This window comes from Haloarchaeobius iranensis, from assembly GCF_900103505.1.
Classification (GTDB): domain Archaea; phylum Halobacteriota; class Halobacteria; order Halobacteriales; family Natrialbaceae; genus Haloarchaeobius; species Haloarchaeobius iranensis.
Genome location: NZ_FNIA01000007.1, coordinates 61,509 through 80,095 on the forward strand (window position 1 = coordinate 61,509; position 18,587 = coordinate 80,095).

Annotated in this window: 19 protein-coding genes; 6 read left to right on the top strand and 13 right to left on the bottom strand. The window is 68.8% G+C overall.

Annotation, left to right across the window (positions count from 1 at the left end; genetic code table 11):
- Nucleotides 1-87 precede the first annotated feature (87 nt).
- The gene (locus BLT27_RS07685; protein ID WP_089732540.1) at nt 88-2,352 is read right to left on the bottom strand and encodes a CDC48 family AAA ATPase; all 2,265 of its coding nucleotides are present in this window, start codon (nt 2,350-2,352) and stop codon (nt 88-90) included.
- A complete protein-coding gene (locus tag BLT27_RS07690) occupies nt 2,349-2,594 on the bottom strand; it encodes a DUF7127 family protein (protein ID WP_089732542.1) in 246 nt (81 codons plus the stop codon). The genes BLT27_RS07685 and BLT27_RS07690 overlap by 4 nt, the downstream gene beginning before the upstream one ends.
- Nucleotides 2,595-2,742: 148 nt before the next feature.
- Between BLT27_RS07690 and BLT27_RS07695 the strand changes: the two genes are divergently transcribed.
- Nucleotides 2,743-3,516 (top strand): alpha/beta fold hydrolase, encoded by a 774-nt coding sequence (locus BLT27_RS07695; RefSeq protein WP_089732544.1) that lies wholly within the window; start codon nt 2,743-2,745, stop codon nt 3,514-3,516.
- A 3-nt stretch (nt 3,517-3,519) separates the two neighbouring features.
- Here the strand turns inward: BLT27_RS07695 and panB are convergent, their stop codons facing one another.
- Nucleotides 3,520-4,332, bottom strand: coding sequence for a 3-methyl-2-oxobutanoate hydroxymethyltransferase (panB, locus tag BLT27_RS07700; RefSeq protein ID WP_089732546.1), 813 nt, complete (start codon nt 4,330-4,332; stop codon nt 3,520-3,522).
- A gap of 213 nt (nt 4,333-4,545) precedes the next feature.
- On the opposite strand from panB, the gene BLT27_RS20155 reads away from it, so the two are divergent.
- Nucleotides 4,546-4,836 carry a DUF5822 domain-containing protein gene (locus BLT27_RS20155; RefSeq protein ID WP_089732548.1) on the top strand — a complete coding sequence of 97 codons (291 nt, stop codon included), beginning with the start codon at nt 4,546-4,548 and terminating at the stop codon, nt 4,834-4,836.
- An 8-nt stretch (nt 4,837-4,844) separates the two neighbouring features.
- On the opposite strand, the gene BLT27_RS07710 is transcribed toward BLT27_RS20155, so the two are convergent.
- The gene (locus tag BLT27_RS07710; RefSeq protein WP_089732550.1) at nt 4,845-5,369 is read right to left on the bottom strand and encodes an HAD family hydrolase; all 525 of its coding nucleotides are present in this window, start codon (nt 5,367-5,369) and stop codon (nt 4,845-4,847) included.
- Between the two features lie 115 nt (nt 5,370-5,484).
- On the opposite strand from BLT27_RS07710, the gene BLT27_RS07715 reads away from it, so the two are divergent.
- Both BLT27_RS07715 and BLT27_RS07720 read left to right on the top strand, forming a co-directional pair.
- On the top strand, nt 5,485-5,823 hold the full coding sequence (locus BLT27_RS07715; protein ID WP_089732552.1) for a cupin domain-containing protein: 339 nt from the start codon (nt 5,485-5,487) through the stop codon (nt 5,821-5,823).
- 72 nt (nt 5,824-5,895) lie between these two features.
- On the top strand, nt 5,896-6,477 hold the full coding sequence (locus BLT27_RS07720) for an MBL fold metallo-hydrolase (protein WP_089732554.1): 582 nt from the start codon (nt 5,896-5,898) through the stop codon (nt 6,475-6,477).
- Nucleotide 6,478: 1 nt separating this feature from the next.
- Here the strand turns inward: BLT27_RS07720 and BLT27_RS07725 are convergent, their stop codons facing one another.
- Nucleotides 6,479-7,282, bottom strand: a complete 804-nt coding sequence (locus tag BLT27_RS07725; protein WP_089732555.1) for an ATPase — start codon at nt 7,280-7,282, stop codon at nt 6,479-6,481.
- The gene (locus tag BLT27_RS07730) at nt 7,279-7,545 is read right to left on the bottom strand and encodes a DUF5827 family protein (protein ID WP_089732557.1); all 267 of its coding nucleotides are present in this window, start codon (nt 7,543-7,545) and stop codon (nt 7,279-7,281) included. The genes BLT27_RS07725 and BLT27_RS07730 overlap by 4 nt, the downstream gene beginning before the upstream one ends.
- A gap of 438 nt (nt 7,546-7,983) precedes the next feature.
- Here BLT27_RS07730 and BLT27_RS07735 point away from each other — a divergent pair, with 438 nt between their 5' ends.
- Nucleotides 7,984-8,184, top strand: a complete 201-nt coding sequence (locus tag BLT27_RS07735; RefSeq protein ID WP_089732559.1) for an ATP-binding protein — start codon at nt 7,984-7,986, stop codon at nt 8,182-8,184.
- Between the two features lie 123 nt (nt 8,185-8,307).
- Here the strand turns inward: BLT27_RS07735 and sod are convergent, their stop codons facing one another.
- The 6 genes from sod to BLT27_RS07765 all read right to left on the bottom strand — a co-directional run bounded on the left by sod (nt 8,308) and on the right by BLT27_RS07765 (nt 15,226).
- A complete protein-coding gene (gene sod, locus BLT27_RS07740) occupies nt 8,308-8,919 on the bottom strand; it encodes a superoxide dismutase (protein ID WP_089732561.1) in 612 nt (203 codons plus the stop codon).
- 62 nt (nt 8,920-8,981) lie between these two features.
- Nucleotides 8,982-10,664, bottom strand: a complete 1,683-nt coding sequence (locus BLT27_RS07745; RefSeq protein WP_175526414.1) for a histidine kinase N-terminal 7TM domain-containing protein — start codon at nt 10,662-10,664, stop codon at nt 8,982-8,984.
- Nucleotides 10,665-10,758: 94 nt separating this feature from the next.
- Nucleotides 10,759-11,664, bottom strand: coding sequence for a UbiA family prenyltransferase (locus BLT27_RS07750; protein ID WP_089732566.1), 906 nt, complete (start codon nt 11,662-11,664; stop codon nt 10,759-10,761).
- A gap of 324 nt (nt 11,665-11,988) precedes the next feature.
- Complete coding sequence (locus BLT27_RS07755; protein WP_089732567.1) at nt 11,989-13,413, bottom strand: cryptochrome/photolyase family protein; 1,425 nt, start codon at nt 13,411-13,413, stop codon at nt 11,989-11,991.
- Between the two features lie 48 nt (nt 13,414-13,461).
- Nucleotides 13,462-14,058 (bottom strand): DUF8173 domain-containing protein, encoded by a 597-nt coding sequence (locus tag BLT27_RS07760; RefSeq protein ID WP_089732569.1) that lies wholly within the window; start codon nt 14,056-14,058, stop codon nt 13,462-13,464.
- Between the two features lie 97 nt (nt 14,059-14,155).
- Nucleotides 14,156-15,226 carry a phosphotransferase family protein gene (locus tag BLT27_RS07765; protein ID WP_089732571.1) on the bottom strand — a complete coding sequence of 357 codons (1,071 nt, stop codon included), beginning with the start codon at nt 15,224-15,226 and terminating at the stop codon, nt 14,156-14,158.
- 164 nt (nt 15,227-15,390) lie between these two features.
- On the opposite strand from BLT27_RS07765, the gene BLT27_RS07770 reads away from it, so the two are divergent.
- Entirely contained in the window at nt 15,391-16,605 is a 1,215-nt protein-coding gene (locus BLT27_RS07770; protein ID WP_089732573.1) for an acyl-CoA dehydrogenase family protein, read from the top strand.
- On the opposite strand, the gene BLT27_RS07775 is transcribed toward BLT27_RS07770, so the two are convergent.
- Nucleotides 16,606-18,462 (bottom strand): PAS domain-containing protein, encoded by a 1,857-nt coding sequence (locus tag BLT27_RS07775; protein WP_175526415.1) that lies wholly within the window; start codon nt 18,460-18,462, stop codon nt 16,606-16,608.
- Nucleotides 18,463-18,587 lie beyond the last annotated feature (125 nt).

Sequence of the window (18,587 nt, forward strand, 5' to 3'; positions counted from 1 at the left end):
CGCGTGACGAGGCAGGCCCAGCAGGCGACCAGGCCGACGGCCGCCGGGGGCGAGCCATGCGTCGGACAGCGAGAGGGGCCGCGGTCCCTACTGGAACGTCCGACCGATCTGCTGTTCCTCGGCCACGACGTCCTCGCGGCCGAAGCGCTGTTCGATCTCCTCGTAGCGTTCCTTGACCTCCTCGGTGACGCTCGCGGTCACCTCGTCCAGCGCCTGCTCGAAGTGGTCGGCGGTGATGCGGACGTTGCCGACCGACTCGGCCATCTGCTCCGGTTCGACGGAGTTGATGAACTCGCGGGTCGCTGCGAGCGACGCCTCGCGGCAGACCGCCTCGATGTCCGCACCCACGTAGCCATCCGTCCGCGTCGCGTACGTCTCGAGGTCGACGTCGTCAGCGAGCGGCTTGTCGCGGGTGTGCACCTCGAAGATGCGCTTGCGGCCTTCCTCGTCGGGGACGGGGACGTGGACGTGGCGGTCCAGCCGGCCGGGGCGCAACAGCGCGTCGTCCATCAGGTCCGGGCGGTTCGTCGTCGCGATGACGACGACGTCCTCCAGGTCCTCGAGGCCGTCCAGCTCGGTCAGGAGCTGGGAGACGACGCGTTCGCCGACGCCGGAGTCACCGGTCCGGCTGCCACGTTCCGTGGCGATTGAGTCGATCTCGTCGAAGAAAATGACCGTCGGGGCGTTCGACCGTGCTTTGTCGAACACCTCGCGGACGCCCTTCTCCGACTCGCCGACGTACTTGTTCAGCAGCTCCGGCCCCTTGATGGAGATGAAGTTGCTGTTGGCCTCGTTGGCGACGGCCTTCGCGAGCAGCGTCTTGCCGGTCCCGGGCGGCCCGTACATGAGCACGCCACGGGCGGCTTCGAGGTCCATCGCCTGGAACACGTCGCCGTAGTCGAGCGGCCACTGGATGGTCTCGCGGAGGCGTTCCTTGGTGTCCTCCAGGCCACCGACATCCTTCCAGGTGACGTCGGGGACCTCGACGAACACCTCGCGCATCGCCGACGGCTTGACCGACTTCATCGCCTCCTTGAAGTCCTTCTCGGTGACCTGCAGGTTCTCGAGCACCTCGGCGTCGATCTCCTCCTGCTCGAGGTCGAGCTCGGGCCGGATGCGCCGGAGCGCGTTCATCGCCGATTCCTTGCTCAGGCTGGCGATGTCGGCACCGACGAACCCGTGCGTGTTCTCCGCGTAGTCCTCGAGCTCGACGCTGTCCGACAGCGGCATCCCGCGCGTGTGGACCTGGAGGATCTCCAGGCGGCCACCAGTGTCGGGGACGCCGATCTCTATCTCGCGGTCGAACCGGCCGCCGCGGCGGAGCGCGGGGTCGAGCGCGTCGACGCGGTTCGTCGCCGCGATGACGGTGACCTGGCCGCGCTCCTCGAGGCCGTCCATTAGCGAGAGCAGCTGGGCCACGACGCGGCGCTCCACGTCGCCGGATGCCTCGCCGCGCTTGCTCGCGATGGAGTCTATCTCGTCGATGAAGACGATGGCGGGCGCGTTCTCCTCGGCCTCCTCGAACACCTCGCGGAGCTGCTCCTCGCTCTCGCCGTAGTACTTCGACATGATCTCCGGCCCGGAGATGGTGTGGAAGTGGGCGTCGATCTCGTTGGCGACGGCCTTGGCGATGAGCGTCTTCCCGGTGCCCGGCGGGCCGTGCAGGAGGACGCCCTTGGGCGGTTCGATGCCGAGCTGCTGGAACAGCTCGGGGTGGCGCATCGGCAGCTCGATCATCTCGCGCACCTGGTCGAGCTCGTCGTCGAGGCCGCCGATGTCCTCGTACGTCACGTTCGGGACGCCCTCCGCGTCACCCTCGCCGCTGGGGCCGACCTGCTCGGCGGGCGTCTCGGATATCTGGATGTCGGTCGAGTCCGTGATGATGACCGTCCCCGACGGGTCGGTCGAGGCGATCTTCAGCGGGACCGACTGGCCGCTGCCGCCCATCGGACCGAACGAGAGCGAGAACGGGACGGTCTGGCCGCTGGTGACGGCCTGCCCGCTGAGCTTGTCACGGACGAGCGGCCCGATGTTCCCGCGGATACGGAGGTTCTGCGGGAGGGCGACGGTCACGCTCGTCGCGGGCTTCACGTCGGCCTTCTCGACCTCGACGCGGTCGTCGATACCGACGTTGGCCTGCTGGCGGAGGCGACCGTCGATACGGACGACGCCCTGGCCCTGGTCCTCGGGGTAGCCGGGCCAGACGCGGGCGACCGTGGTCGCGTCCTGCTTACCGACGAGGCGGATGTAGTCGCCGTTCTCGAGCCCGAGTTCGGCCATCGAGCCTCTGTCGATCGCGGCGAGTCCACGACCGGCGTCCTTCTGTTTGAGGGGTTTGACGGTGAGTTTCATGCATCGACCTCCATCTCGATAGTGAGGACGCCGTTTCTGATAAACGCTTGCGAGACGCCGGGGACCTCGAGCTCGTACTGCTCGGCCCCGTCGCCGACCACGATGACCGTCTCGCCGATGACGTCGACGGACCCGGTGCCGGCGAACTCGCCGGCGAGGTCCACTGCCACGACGTGTGCGTCGTCGTACGCGTACTGCCGGACGAAGCGCTCGTCCTCCGCGGTGAAGTCTTGGATATTCATGAGTTCAACTAACCCAAGGTTAGTCGTACTACTATATAAATGATTCGGCGGCGGAACCACCAGACGGTATCGGGTTCTCCCGCGTATGGTGTATCTGCGGTTCAGGATAGACTTAGGCTTTATGCCCTCGGCCCGGCAACCTGTTCGTATGCAGCAGGTCACACACCACGGTCGGACGACGACGTACGAGAGCTTCGACCGTGGCGGCTCCGGGGAGACGGTACTGTTCGTGCACGGGAGCGGGGGAAGCAGGCGCCTCTGGAAGTCACAGGCCCGCCTCGCCGACGAGTTCCCCGTGGCCGCGGTCGACCTCAGCGGCCACGGCGGCGCGAGCGACACCGACGCCAGCGCGGGCTTCGAGTCGCTGTCGGCCTACGCCGACGACGTGCTCGCCGTCGCCGAGGAGGTGGACGCGAGCGTCCTGGTCGGCAACTCGCTGGGCGGTGCCGTCGCCCTCCACGTCCTCCTCGAGCGCGACACCGAGTTCGACGGTGTGGTCCTCGCCGGCACGGGCGCGAAGCTGGGGGTACTGGAGGACCTGCGGAACTGGCTCGCCGACGACTTCGAGCGCGCCATCGAGTTCCTCCACGCGAACGACCGGCTGTTCCACGACCCCGACCCGCGGCTCGTCGAGTTGTCGACGGAGAGCATGCGAGCCTGTGGCCGGGCGGTCACGGAGCGTGACTTCCTGACCTGCCACCAGTTCGACGTCCGTGGCGAACTCGACGGGCTCGACGTGCCGACGCTCTGTATCGTCGGCGAGCACGACCAGCTGACGCCGCCGCACTACCACGACTACCTCGCGGAGGTCATGGACGGGCGCGTCGCCGTCGTCGAGGACGCCGCCCACCTCACGATGCTCGAACAGCCCGAGGCGTTCAACAGCGCGCTCGACCGGTTCGTGGCACGCGTACAGGAGTAGGACTCAGTAGATGCCGTCGAGGTCGTCCTCGACGTGGCTGTGCTCTTCCGCCGGGAACTCGCCCGACTCCACGGCCTCGCGGTAGGCGTCGACGGCGTCGGCCATCTCGCTCCGCACGTCACCGAACTCCTGGACGAACGACGGCGTCCACGTCGAGAGCCCGACGGCGTCGTCCACGACGAGTACCTGCCCGTCGCAGTCCGGGCCCGCGCCGATGCCGATGGTCGGCATCGTCACCGTCTCCGTCACCTCGCGGGCGACGTTCGCCGGCACGTGCTCCAGCACGAGCGAGAACGCGCCCGCCTCCTCGTGGGCGACCGCGAGGTCGAGCATCTCCGCCGCGGCCTCCGCCGTGGTGCCCTGTCGCGCGTAGCCGAGCTGGTTCACGCGCTGGGGCGTCAGCCCGAGGTGTGCCATCACCGGGATGCCGAGCTGGCTCATCCGCTCCGTCAGCTCGACCGTGTGCGGCCCAGACTCGAGTTTCACCGCGTGCGCACCGGCCTCCTTCAGCATCCGACCGGCGTTCTCGATGCTCTCCTTCGCGTCGTGGCCGTAGCTCAGGAACGGCATGTCGGCGACGACCAGCGCGTCCTCCGTCGCCCGCGAGACGGCGGCCGTCGCGCTCGCCATCTCGTCGACCGTCACCGGGAGCGTCGACTCGTGCCCCAGCTTCGTGTTCCCGATGCTGTCCCCCACCAGGATGACGTCCACGCCCTGCTCGTCGACGATCTCCGCCGTCACCGCGTCGTACGCGGTGAGCATCGTGATCGGCTCGTCACCCGCCTTCTCTCGCACGTCACGCACCGTGGTTCGCATGTCCCGAGGTAGCTCGGCATCGCTCAAACGCCTGCCGGTTCCGTGACGACTGGGCGTCACATACCACGGCCTCGCCGTCCCCCAGACGGCCCGCGAGCCCGAGAGGTTTACAGTAATCGTAAACTATCGCCGTGGGCGCGTCCACCGAGAGGACCACCGGCTGCCGACCGCGAAATCGGCAGACCTTACCCACTGGCGGGGTCAGCACCGTCTGTGAGCGATGCAGACGCCGAGGCGGACGAGCCGGAACCCGTCAGCAACCCCGAGGAGGCGGTCGACGCGGCCGTGGGCGAGCGCGAGGAGGAGGGTGTCGACTACGCGTGGGTGATGCGGACGACGTTCGTCGTCACCATCCTCGTGGGCGCTCCGCTGGTGACGCTGCTCTCGGTCCCGGTCTCGCTGCCGACGTGGAACGCGCGCGCCGAGTTCGCCATCCGTGTCGGTGCCGTGGTCTGGTTCCTCACCGCCGTCGGCGTCTATCTCTACGCGTCACGCAAGCGCTGACCGGCGGGTCAGTCGACCCACTGGAAGCCGGTGCCGGCGCGCTCGGCCGTCACCGCGTCGCGTTCCGAGTCGCCGACGAACAGCACGTTCTCGGGCGAGAGGTCGAGTCCGTCGACCGCGTGGAGCAGCGGCGCCGGGTCGGGTTTCCACGTCGAGAGCGTGTCGCGGCCGACGACGGGGCCGACGTGCGGGGTGAGGCCGTGGGTGTCGAGCGCGACCCGACAGGCGGCCTCGCAGTTGAGCGAGCAGACGGCGGTCGGACGGCGCTCGCCGACGAGTTCGTCGGCGTAGGGGAGCAGGTGCGACTCGCGGGCACCGGCCCGCTCGTGGGCCGCGATGGCAGCCTCGACCTCCTCGTACAGCCCGTGCTCGCGTGCCTCGCCGAGCATCGTCCAGAGGTCCCGGTCAGCGGGCGCGATGCCCGCGTCGGCGTACACCGTCTGAACGTCCCGCGCGACCGCGTCCCAGTCGACCACCAGGTCGACCAGCGTCCCGTCGAGGTCGTAGACGACGCCCGCGTACTCGCCCGTCATCGACCGTCGATTGGGTCGAACGCCGGTTGAGCGTGTCGGTTCGGGACCGGGGGACCCCGTCGTGGTCCACCGCGGCACCTAGCTTCTTGCCCGTGGCGGCCGTCCGTCAGCACGGATGTCCTACACGAAAGCCAGCACGGACGACGTGGACTCGGTCGTCCCGGAGGAGTACGGCGGTATGTGGTTCCTCAGGGACGCCCTGGATGCCGAGGCGGTGGGCGTGACCGTCCTCGAACTCGAACCCGGCGCGAAGGGCAAGGAACACGACCACGAGGGTGATGGCCAGGAGGAGGTGTACGTCGTCGTCGCGGGCGAGGTCGCCGTCGACCTCGGCGACGAGACGGTCCACGTCAGCGAACACGAGGCCATCCGACTGCCGGCCGACCAGACGCGCCAGATCCACAACGACGGCGACGAGCGCGCCCAGCTCGTGCTCGTCGGAGCCACCCCGTAACCGGGAGAGGGACCGTCACCCCCGTCCGCCGGCTCCGCAACCGTGAAACCCGTCGCCCCGGTAGGGACGCGCATGATACAGAATCTCGCCGCTGGCGTCCGGGCGTTCACCAGCAACGCCTTTCTGGTCGAGGGTGACCGCCGCGTGCTCGTGGATACGGGCGCGAACTTCGACATCACGGAGCGCGTCACCGAGCACGGTGGCATCGACGCCGTCGTGATGACACACACGCACGCCGACCACGTCGGCAACCTCGCCGACGTGAAAGCGGAGTTCGACGTGCGGGCGTGGGGCTTCGACACGGACGAACCGGGTATCGACGAGCCCATCGCGGACGAGGAGACGGTCCAGCTCGGCGACCACGAGTACGTCGCCCTGCACACGCCGGGGCACAAGAACGACCACTGCTGCTTCTACAGCGCGACCGCCGGCGTACTGTTCGCGGGCGACCTGGTGTTCCAGAACGGGAGCTTCGGTCGGACTGACCTGGAGGAGGGCGACCACGGGTTGCTCGTCGAGAGCATCGACCGGGTCCTCGACGTCGTCGACGAGGACCTCGACGAGATGCACGTCGGGCACGGCCAGTCGATGACCGACCGACCGTACAGCCACATCGAACTGGCGGCGCGGATGGCCCGGTCGTCGGGGCCCTGACTCAGGAGAGCGCGGCCGTCACGAGCGCCTCGTAGGCGACCTCGTACGCGTCGGCCACCGTCGCCGGGTGGGACCGTTCGTCGCTCGAGAGCGCGGGGAGCGTACAGGTCGCGAGCGGGTCACAGAACGAGAGCACGTCTTCGACACGCTCCTCCAGCCGGCCCTCGCGCGGACTGCCGCTGACGGCCTCGCAGGCCCGCCCGTAGCGACCGCCGTCGTACACCCTGGCGCGCTCCGGCTCGACGACGGCGACGGCGTCGAAGGCGACGTCCTGGAGCGGGAGCGCGATGTCGGCGTAGGACTCGACGACCGCCCGGTCGGCCCCCTCTACTGTCTCGCGTATCTCCGCGAGCGCCGGCGCGTGGAGCTGCTCCATCACCGCGTTCAGCTCGTCGAGCGTCCCCACGTGGATGGCCTCGTCGAGTGGGAGGTGCTCGCGGGCGTCGTCCGGCACGTCGGCGCGCTCGTTGACGACGTACCGCTCGCCCACCCGGTCGAGCACGAACTGGCGGTGGCTAGCGCCGATGATACCGGTGTCACTGCCCGGTTCGGGCCGCCAGAGCCGGTGGAGTGGGTTCAGTTCCTCCGGCCGGCGGTCACCCGGGCTCGCCGTCGCGAGCCGCTTCGCGTCCTTGCCGTACAGTCGACCGTCGGTGACGGCGGCGAGGTAGTCGTCGTGGTCGAACCAGTGGTCGTTGCCGGCCCGGGGCTTGAACCCGGTGGCGTCGAGGTACTCGCAGAGCCCGGTCGAGAAGGTCGTCTTTCCGGCGTCGACGCGGGCGTCGCCGGCGACGAGGAGCCTCATGTGGCGAGGCCGTAGTAGCCGGGTTCGTCGTCGGACCGGGGAGTGGCGACGACGAGGTCGTCTGCGTTGCCGATGATCCACGGGATCGCCCAGTCGAGCAGGACGTCCTCCGTCTCCGGGTCGAGTTCGGCATCCGGCTCGATCCCCTGCAGGAGGCGAGCGATCTCGTAGACGGTGTACATCTGGTTCGCCTCGAGCAGCTCGTCCGGCTCGTAGAAATCACACGGGTGGAGATCGTCGAATTCGGACTTCGCGGTGGGCATGCGGGCTCGTAGGTCCGTGCCCGACCTAAAGCGTGCGGTCCACGGCTGCGGCTGTCGGTGAGTGTCGTCGAACGGAACCGGGGCCCAGAGGCCCCGTCCCGCTCGAGCAAGGGACGACCCGTCCGACCGGCAGGATGACAGGCGGTGGTCTGCGGTACGTCGGTCGGAGGGCCGGGGTGCAGGTGCGAGTGTGTCGGCTCGCGAGTGGTGGTGGTGGTGGTGCTGCGCTCTGCGGTCGGTCGCCGTTCGGGACGGCGAGAGACGCGCACCGCAGTGGCACGGTGGACTGCGGCGGCTGGCAGCAAGCGGGGCTACTCCACGGCGACGCCTAAAGCTATCGGATTTAATATATGTTCTGCTCTGAGGGGAACAGTCGGCTCCGGAGGCCTCCATAGACCTCGATAGCGGTGCCCGGATACCGGCGTCTCACCGCGCTATGTGCCAGTATCGCGAATCCAGGCCGGGGAATTCACGACCGACGCGGAGGGGAGCGGGCTCGGGCTCTCGGTCGTCCAGTCCATCGCGGACGCCCACGACTGCGAGGTCCGGGTCGCCGAGAGCGAGCCCGGCGGCGCGCGGTTCGAGTTCGTCGCTCCGGCGGCCGCGGTGGCGGCCCCGTCGTCGTCCGCCGACGACTGAACCGGCCCCGGGCTGGCCGTCGTCGACGGCCCAGCCGGTGGTGGGCGGGTCGAGTTCACCGGGGCTGTCGTTGCCCGAGCGGCGCGTCGACGCGAAAAAATTCGGTGGTGTACGGCTCGTCGCTTACTCGACGCGACCGACGACCTTCGAGTACTCCTCGGCGACCTTGTCCCAGTTCACGACGTCGAAGAAGTTGTCGATGAAGCTGCCGCGGTCCGGCCCGTAGTCGTAGTAGTAGGAGTGCTCCCAGACGTCGAGCGCGAGGATGGGGTGTGCGCCCCAGAGCGCGCCCTGGTCGTGCTTGTCGACGGCGACGTTGCGGAGCTGCTTGGCGACGGGGTCGTAGACGAGCAGCGCCCAGCCACCGGCGGCCGAGGCAGCCGCCTCGAACTCGCCCTTCCAGCCCTCGTAGGAGCCGAAGTCCTCCTCGATACGGTCCCGGAGCTCGCCCTCGGGCTCGCCACCGCCGTTCGGGGACATGTTCTCCCAGAACAGCGTGTGCAGGTAGTGCCCACAGCCGTTGTGGGTCACGTTCCCGAGTGCACCCGCGGTCGAGGAGTGGTCGCCCGACTCGCGATTCTCGGCGAGCGTCTCCTCGGCTGCGTTCAGACCGTTGACGTACCCCTGGTGGTGTGTATCGTGATGCCAGGTAAGAACCTGTTCGGATATCGACGGTTCGAGTGCGTCGTAGTCGTACGGGAGCGGCGGCAGTTCGGCGTGTGATTTCTCGGCCATTTGTATCACCCAGTCATCCCATACGGTCGAGTACCGTTTAAAAGTTTAGAACCCGTATGCGTCTAGTTGGCAACCTGGCTCTCGGCGGTCGCCGGCTTCTCGGCCTCACAGGGCACGTGGAGTGTGATGGCGTTGCCGGTCTCGGCCTCGCCCTCGAAGTCGATGGTGCCGCCGATGGACCGCACGCCCCAGACGGCCAGCCAGAGCCCCAGCCCGCTGGTGTGGTCGAGCGGCGTCTCCGTCCCGGACTTGAGCACCTCGCGCTCGCGCTCCGGGATGGCCGGGCCGTCGTCCGCGACGGTCACGGAGACGTAGCCGTCGGTCCCCGGCGTGACGAAGACGGTCACCGTCGCGTCCCCGTTCACTGCGGCGTTCTCGAGGAGACTCCAGACGACCGGCTGGAGGGTCCGTGGACAGTAGACCACCTCCTGCTCGGTCGTCCACGTGGACTCGAACGTCGCTGACGGGTACTGGTTCCGCCCTCGCTCGAGAACGCGCGAGAGCATCGTCTCGAGTGGCTCCAGGGCGCTCTCGTCGGCGCTCTCCAGCAGCGTCTCGATGCGCCGCGCGGTGTCGCCGAGGGTGGCGACGTCGTTGGCGCGCTCCCGGATGGTCTCGACGAGTTCGCGGTCGTCGTCGTCGACCCGGCCCGAGAGCTCCTCGGCGCAGGCTGCCACGATGTTCATCTCGTTCCTGAGATTGTGCCTGAGCACGCGGTTCAGCACGTCGAGGCGCTGTTCGTCGTGGGTGCGTTCGGTCACGTCGCGCATCGTCACCACCCGGCCGATGCGGCTGCCGCTGCTGTTCGTGACGGCCGACACCGTCACGTCGAAGAACCGTCGCCCCTGCGCGGTCTCGACCGCAACCGTCTCGTTGTCGCCGTCGACTGCTGTGGGGTAGCCGGGAATCGCGCGAGCGGCGTCGCGACCGAGCGCGGCGGCCGCGTCGTAGCCGAGGACCGTCGACGCTGCCGAGTTCGCGTCGACGACCCGGTTGCGCTCGTCGACGACGACGACGGGGTCCGTCATCCCCTCGACGACCACGTCCCGGGCGATGTGGTCGGGGACGGGGACGGCCTCGAACAGTTCGAGCTCGTCGAGTGCGACGTAGCTGGCGACGCCGGTCACCATGAACGCGATGGGTGTCGGGTCGAGCGCGACCATCGGGACGTCGAGGACGTGGACCAGGTTGCCGAGCCACGGTGCCAAAACCGCTGCGAGCAGGGCGACCGACTGCCGTCGGTGCGTCGGACTCCGGTCGAATATGAGCGAGACGAACAGGAGCGACCCGACGAGGACTATCAGGTAGGCGTAGCCGACGCCGAGATAGAACAGCGGCCCGAACACGTGGTCGACGACGTACGTGCCTCCCTGCTCGACGATCTGTGGGTCCTGGTAGACGAGGGTGTGGTGTTCGAACGTCGCGACGAACCCGAACACGACCGCCGGGACGACGAGCAGTGCCGCCACCGACCGCCGGGTGACGTAGCGGTCACGGCCGGTGTACTCGAGGGCGAAGAGCAGCCAGAGGACGGGGATGGTGAGACTCGCGAGCCACTGGAGCTTCATGAACGGCCGACGTGTGGCCATCCGCTGTATCGGCAACTCGAGTGCGTAGAGCGCTGTCCACCACGCGACAGCGACGAGCATCGCGGCGAGCCACATCGCTCCTGGCTTCGGCCGCTGACGGTATGCAAGCCAGGCGACTATCGTGGTCACCGCGGCGATGATGAGGAGCCCTGACATGGGAACGAGCGAGGCGGACATTTCCGGTGAAGCCGATGTACATCGGGTTCGCGTCCCAGGCCCTTAACTCGACTGGCAATATCGAGCCGCGATTTCAGACAGCGACCGCCACACAGCAGAGCATGAGGACGTACTGACAGTCGCGGCAGGTACCGAGCCGTCTGCGGTCGATGTCGCGGCCGACCAGCGTGGTCACCAGCACCGAGTAGCCGACCGCGGGTACCAGCGCGACTGCGAGGGGGACGGCCAGGATGTCGGCCGTCGCCGCCAAGGCGAGGAGCCCGAGTGAGAGCGCGTCGAGCGCGTAGAGCGCCCACTGGGTCCGCCGCACGCCGAAGACGGTCGCCATCGTTCGGACGCCCTCCGCACGGTCGCCGACCACGTCACGGGCGTTGAGGACCTCGCCCGCGACGACGGTCTGGAGGAAGAAGAATGCACAGACGACCACGGCAGTCATCGACACGGACGCATCGGCGTACGCCACGGGGATGAACGCCACGTAGAGGGCCCAGGAGCCGGCGACGAGGACGGTGTTGGCGACGAGGAGGTCCTTCACCCGGGTCCCGCCGTCGAGCGGCAGCCAGGGTGTGCTGTACAGCACTGCGGCGACGGCGGGGACGAGCGTCAGGAGGAACGAATCGAGACCCTCGAGCGCTGCGAGGCCGAGCGCGACGACGTACGCGCCGAGCGTGCCAAACAGCAGCAGTTCGCGGTTCCGGGCGACGAAGCTGGCACGGTCGGGGCAGTTGACCTCGTCCTCGGCGTCGACGAGCTTGTTCGAGCCGTAGACCGAGAAGGTGACGAGTCCGGCCAGCAGCACCGCCGTGGTGACCGGCAGCGACAGCAGCAACGACACCACGACGACCTTCGTCGCCGCGACGAGGCCGTCGAGGAGTGACGCGTGCTTCGCCACACCGAACGCGCGCTCGACGGCGACGGTCGGGTCCGGGAGGTAGTACCTGAGCTGTTCGGGTTCGTACGGGCCGCTCGATTGACTCATAGAACGTGTGACAGTCGGGAGCGACCCCGGAAATAGCTTAGTGCGATGGCCGACAATTATTTCAAACCTGGAGGCCGTTGGTGGCCGTTTCTGCGGGAAGAGGGACAGGGTAACTGGGCGAGCGTCGATTCGTTCATCGGCACGGCCGGTCACGGTGACTTCGAGAACGAGACGACGGGGAGTACTCGGTGGGCGGAGGCGGCTGCCGACGGCGTCGCAGCCGTCGACCGGCCAGTCGGTCCCGTCGCTAAGTGGAAGCCGGAGCACCAGCCGGGCGCGTGCCGATTCGGGGACCGCCACTCCCGCCGAACGACTCGCCGTGGGTCACTCCTCGCCGCGTGCCGATTTGAACATCGCCAAGGCCTGCTCGCGGCGCTCCCCGTGGTCGACGATGGGCCGTGCGTACTCCGGTGCGCCCTGCTCGCGCATCAGCTCGCTCGCCTCGTGCCAGCCGTGGATCAGCGACGGGTCGGCGTCGCGCAGCTCTGGGACGTACTCCGTGATGTACTCGGCGTCGGGGTCGTAGCGCTCACCCTGGGTCATCGGGTTGAAGATGCGGAAGTACGGCTGTGCGTCGGTGCCCGTCGAGGCGGCCCACTGCCAGCCGCCGTTGTCGTTCGCGGTGTCGTGGTCGACGAGGTGTTCGCGGAAGTGTGCGTAGCCCTCGCGCCAGTCGACCAGGAGGTCCTTCGTGAGGAACGAGGCGACGATCATCCGCACTCGGTTGTGCATGTACCCCTCCTCGCGGAGCTGCCGCATTCCGGCGTCGACGATGGGGTAGCCCGTCTCGCCGTCCTTCCAGGCCTGGAGCTCCGCCGGGTCGTTCCGCCACTCGATGGGGTGTTCGTACTCCTTGTAGTTCGCCGAGACCACCTCCGGGTTGAAGAAGAGGACGTGGTGGTAGAACTCGCGCCACGCGAGCTGGCTCTGGAACTCCTGGACGGACTCGCGGTCGGACTCCGAGTCCGCGAGGTCGGCGGCGGCCGCGGTCTCCTCGTACACCTCGCGGATGCCGATAGTGCCCCACTTGAGGTCTGCCGAGAGTCGCGACGTGCAGCCGTCGGCGGGGTAGTCCCGGCGCTCCGCGTAGTCGTACACCGGGCCGTCACAGAACGCGGTGACCCGGTCGCGAGCCGCTTCGGTCCCCGCCGGCTGGATGGTCGCGGTCGGCTCCGCGAAGCCGAGGTCGGCGAGCGTGGGCAACGGCTCCGGGTCTGGCAGGTCGGCGGCGTCGGCGAGCGCGCCGGCCTCGGGCGCGTCCACCGGGTCGGCCTTCGGCCGGTCGCGCCACTTCTTCCAGAAGTACGTGTACACCGAGTACGGGTCGCCGTCGTTGGTCGTGATGGACCCCGGCTCGTGGTGGAGCGCGTCGGTGACGGACTCGCGGGCCACGTCGACGGCGTCGAGTCGCTGTCGGACCGCGGCGTCGCGCTCGTTCGCGAGCCCCGAGTAGCCCTCCGCCCACGTCACCGACACGGCGCCGAGTTCGGTTGCGAGGGCGGGGAGCACCTCGCGCGGGTCGCCGTGTCGGACGAGCAGGTCGCTGCCGCGGTCACGGTACGCCTCCCGGAGCTGTGACAGTGCGTCGAGCATGAACGCGACCCGGTTCGGCGAGCCGTGGGCGAGTACGTCGTCGTCGAACACGAACACCGGGGCGACGGGACCGCGCTCGGCGGCGCGGTCCGTCGCTGTCGAGAGCGCCAGGTTGTCCGCGACCCGCAGGTCGTCGCGGTGCCAGTGTAGTTGCATACCCGACCGAAGGACCGGTCGCTCCCTTAAGCTACTGCCAACGCGGCGCTACACCTTGCGGTCCGGCGGGACGACCCGGTCGTCGGTGGTGCGGACACCCGGCCGCGTCCGGATGCCGGCCCCGAAGCCGAAGACGGCGGCCAGGACGGCGATGGCGAGCCCGTAGGCCGGTGCCGTGACGCTCGCCCCGGCGACGACGACCGCGCCGACGACGCCCCACGCGGAGTGGTCGGCACCGACGAGGTCGGCGCCGGCCTGACACAGGCCGACGAGGCCGATGGCCGTCCAGACCGTCCCGAGGCCGACGAGGACGAAGAGCACCGGCGTCGCGATGAGCGAGACGACCTGGTCCTGTCCCGCTGCGTACCAGATCACGCCGATACAGGCCCCGTAGATGACGGCGACCACGCTCCCGATGAGGAACGAGGAGACCATGCTCTCGCGGACGCGGTCGATCGCCGTCGTGCCGTAGTCCGGGAACAGACCGACGACGAGTATCCCGAGTAGTAGTGTCGAAGCGGAGAGGACCGCGGCTCGAACTGGGACCGAGAGTGTCCAGAACGCGCCGAGGTTCTCCAACCCCGCGGTCGTTGCAGTCGCTGTCGTGCCAGCCCCCAAGCTGGCGAGTGCGGCAGGCACCCCCATACGAGCCTCCTCGTGCCCGAGTTGCAAAGAAGTATCGCCCGAGATATTATAATTGTCCGAAGTTTGTGGCAAGCACCGATCGCGGGGGGCGAGCAGGCTACAGTGGCTCCTCGCCGTCGATGATGCGCTGTGCGCGGTCGGCCAGCGCGGGGACCGCCTCGCGCATCTTCGGATAGAGCGGGTCGTCGGCGTCGCCGGCGAGGTGGCGCGCGAAGAACATCTCGCCGAGGCCACAGAGCTTGTACACCGCCAGCGCCCGATAGAACCGGTCGTTGGTGTACTCGATGCCGGTCGCGGCCTCGTACCGGTCCACGAGCTCCCGCCGGGTCGGGTAGCCGTCGTTCTCGAGGAACGGGTCGAAGAACTCGCCCGAGACCGGGTCGGGGTCGCCGGCGTCACGCCAGAACGACAGCATCCAGCCGAGGTCGGTCAGCGGGTCGCCGAGCGTGCTCATCTCCCAGTCGAACACCCCGATGAGTTCGGGCTCGTCGGCGAGGTCGTACATCACGTTGTCGAGCTTGTAGTCGCCGTGGACGAGCGTGTGCGGGTGCTCCTCGGGCGCGTTCTCCTGCAGCCACTCCATCACGTCGTAGATGGCCGGCACCTCGCGCTCGTCGCTCGTCTTCGAGAAGGCCCAGGTGAGCTGCTCTGACCAGCGCTTGACCTGCCGCTGGCTGAACCCCTCGGGGTGGCCGAACTCGGTGAGCCCCACGTCGTCGACGTCGACGGTGTGGATGGCCGCGAGCGTGTCCACCAGCTCCTCGCCGACGCGCTTGCGGGCCGCCGGCTCGGAGAGCGGGTCGCCGTCCCCGCCCCGGACGACGGTGCCGTCGAGGCGCTCCATCAGGTAGAAGTCGCTGCCCACCACGTCGTGGTCGTCGCAGGCGAGGACGGTGCGGGGGAGCGGCACGTCGGTCGACTGGAGCGCGTCGACGACGGAGTACTCCCGCAACACGTCGTGGGCCTTCTCCGCCGTCTCACCCGGCGGCGGTCGCCGGAGCACCAGCTCCTCGCCGCCCCAGGTCACGAACAGCGTCTCGTTGGAATGGCCGGCCTGGTGGCGGCGTACCTCGAAGTCGTCCGCGTCGCCGAGGTTCGCCCGGAGGTACGACTCCAGGGCGGCCTCGTCGACGAGTCGGTCGAAGTACTCGTCGGATTCGTCTGTCACGCCCGGGACGACGTGAGGGTCGTACGAATAACCTCGGGTCACGGCAGCTAACAATGTTAAAACGGGGATGAAATGTCCGCTACCGCCGGAGGACGGGAGGAAACGCCGAACGAGTTCCCCGCTGTGTGGGACCGTTTTTGACCCCGGCCCCCGAAGCAATTGCCATGGAGTACCACGACCCGGACGTCGGACAGGAGGTCGCCGAGCGAGCCCGCGAGTTCGTCGAGAACGAGGTCATCCCCGTCGAGCGCGAGTGGCTGGGGCACGAGTCGATCCCCGACTCGGTGATCGACGACCTGCGCGAGACCGCCCGACAGTACGAGGTGTACGGGCCACAGATTCCGGAGGAGTACGGCGGGCTCGGGCTGGACTTCCGCGCGATGCTGCCCGTCTTCGAGGAGGCCGGCCGGAGCCTGCTCGGGGGGCTCGCCATGCGCTGTGCCGCCCCGGACGAAGGCAACATGCACACGCTCGAGATCGTCGGGACGAAGGAGCAGCAGCAGCGCTGGCTCGCACCGCTCGCGGCCGGCGAGCTGAACTCCGGGTTCTGCATGACCGAGCCGATGCAGGGCGGCGGCTCGGACCCGAAGATGCTCAGCACCACGGCCGAGAAGGAGGGCGACGAGTGGGTCATCGACGGCCACAAGTGGTGGACTACGGGCGGTGCCGACGCCGACGTCTTCCTCGTGATGGCCCGCACCGACCCCGACGCGCACCCCTACGAGGGCGCGAGCATCATCCTCGTGCCGCGTGACACGGACGGCGTCGAGGTCGTCCGCGACATCCCGCACCTCGGCGGCGAGCCAGTCGGCTCCAGCCACTCGGAGGTCCGGTTCGACGGCGCGCGCGTTCCCGTCGAGAACACGCTCGGCCCCGAGAACGCCGGCTTCGCGGTGGCCCAGAAGCGGCTCGGTCCGGCCAGACTGACCCACTGCATGCGCTTCGGCGGGATGGCCGACCGCGCGCTCGACATCGCCACGGCGTACGCGAGCGAGCGGGAGTCCTTCGGCGAGCCAATCGCGGAGAAGCAGGCCCTCCGGTTCCGCGTCGCCCGCTCGCGGACCCGACTGCACGCGGCCCGCACGATGATCCGCCACGCGGCCGACGACATCGCGGCCGGCGAGGAGGCCCGCATCGGCGTCGCCATGGCGAAGGTGTTCACCGCGAACGTCGCACAGGAGGCCGTCGACGAGGCCGTCCAGATCTGTGGCGGCAACGGCATCGGGAAGGACCTGCCGCTCGCCGACTTCTACGAGAACGTCCGCGCGTTCCGCATCATCGACGGCGCGGACGAGGTCCACCTCCGCAGCATCGCCCGGGAGGCCTTCGCCGAGCCGAAGCTTGACGAGCTGGAGAACGTCACCAGGTTCGGGCAGTAGTCACGTCCGGATCTCGAACCGCGCGCCGCCGTCGTGCGAGTCGACCAGCTCGACGGTCCACCCGTGGGCGGTGACCACGCGCTCGACGATAGCCAGCCCGAAGCCGGTGCCGTCCGGGTCCGAGCTCTCTCCGGCCTCGAACAGCTCCTCCTGGACCGATTCGGGCACGCCGACGCCGTCGTCCGCGACGAAGAAGCCGTCCGCAGCGAGTGTTCCGACCGTGACCGTGAGCTCGTGGGCGTCGTCGGGTGCGCCGTGCTCCAGCGCGTTGCGGTACAGGTTCTCGAACACCTGCTGCAGTCGGTCCCGGTCGGCTTCGAGCGTCGTGTCGTCGACGACTGCCAGGGTCGCCGCCCCCGTCTCCACCGTCTCCCACGCCTCGGTGGCGAGCGCCCTGATCGAGACCGGTTGCCGGTCGCCGATCTCCCGCCCCTCACGGGCCAGCGTGAGGACGCCCTCGATGATGCGTTCCATCCGCTCGTGGGCGTTCGCTATCTTCCCGATGTACTCGTGGTCGACGTCCGCCCCGAGGAGGTCGAGGTACCCATCCGCCACGCTGAGCGGGCTCCGCAGGTCGTGGCTGACCAGGTGGGCGAACTCGTCGAGCCGCTCCTTCTGGCGCTGCAGCTCCCGCTCGCGCTGTTTCAGTTCCGTGATGTCCGACGAGATACCACAGACGCCGACGGGGTCGCCGTCGCCGCCGTACAGCGGGACCTTCACCGAGTAGTAGGTCCGTTCGTCGCCCTGGAACTTGCCGGTCTCCTCTATCTGGATTGCTTCGCCGCGTTCGACGGCCAGCCGGTCGTTCGCGTGGACCTCCTCGGCGTGGGCGTCGTCCTGCAGGTCGAAGTCGGTCTTGCCGACCGCCTCGCCCGGCGCCAGCCCGAGCAGCTCCCGGAAGCTGTCGTTGACGAGTTCGTACCGGCCGTCGAGGTCCTTGATGTAGATGTTCGCCGCGGTGTTGTCGAGGATGGCCTGCAGCTGCTCGTTCGTCCGTCGCAGGTCCGCCTCGCTCTCCAGCCGGTCGAACGCCTGCGTGACGTGGGTGACGAGGAGCTCCGCGAGCTCCCGGTCGGTCTCGGTGAAGGCGTTGGCCTCCTCCGAGATGGCCTGGAACACGCCGTAGCGACCGACCGGGACGCTGACCGCCGAGCGGAACTCCGGCTGGTCCGGCTGGGCGGTCGTGTCCTCGCGGACGTCCCTCACCAGCACCGACTCGCGCTGTCTGTACGTGTGCCCGAGGACGCCGTCGTCGACGGTCGGGAGGTCGTCCTCCGGTCGGTAGCTGCGCTCGGTCAGGGGGACGAACCGGCCGTCTTCGAGCACGTAGATGCCGGAGACGTCGAAGTCGAGGATGCGGTCGGCCGCGACCAGCGCCTGGTCGACGACGGTCTCGCGGTCGTGCGCCCCGGCGATGGCGACTGCGTGGTGATGGAGCCCCTCGAGGCGGCCTCGCGTCTCCGCCAGCCCGCGTTCGGCGCGGCACTGGTCCACGGCGTTCCTGATGCGCTCACGGAGGAGCTTGCGGGCCTCCGTGCCGCTCTTCCGGAGGTAGTCGGTGACACCGGCGGAGATCGCCTCGCTTGCGACGGACTCGGAGCCGGTGCTGGTGAACATGATGAACGGGAGACGGTCCCTGCGTCCCCGGACGGCCGCCAGCAGGTCGAGGCCGTCAATCCCGGACATCTCGTACTCGCTGACGACGCAGTCGATCCGCGTCTCACCGAGGCGGGTGAGCGCGTCCGCGCCGGTCGTCGCGACCAGACAGTCGAACCCCGCGTCCTGCAGATACTCCGCGGTCCTGCGGCCGGCGTCCCGGTCGTCGTCCACGCAGAGGACGCGGAGGTCGTCTGGCATCCGTATTTCGAGGAAGAGCCACGGAACCGACATGATTCTTGCGCTTGTCGGACGTTGACAGGGGCCGTGGTATCAGGGACCAGCTGACGCGCCGACCACGCTGTCGGGGACGTCCTAGCCCTCAC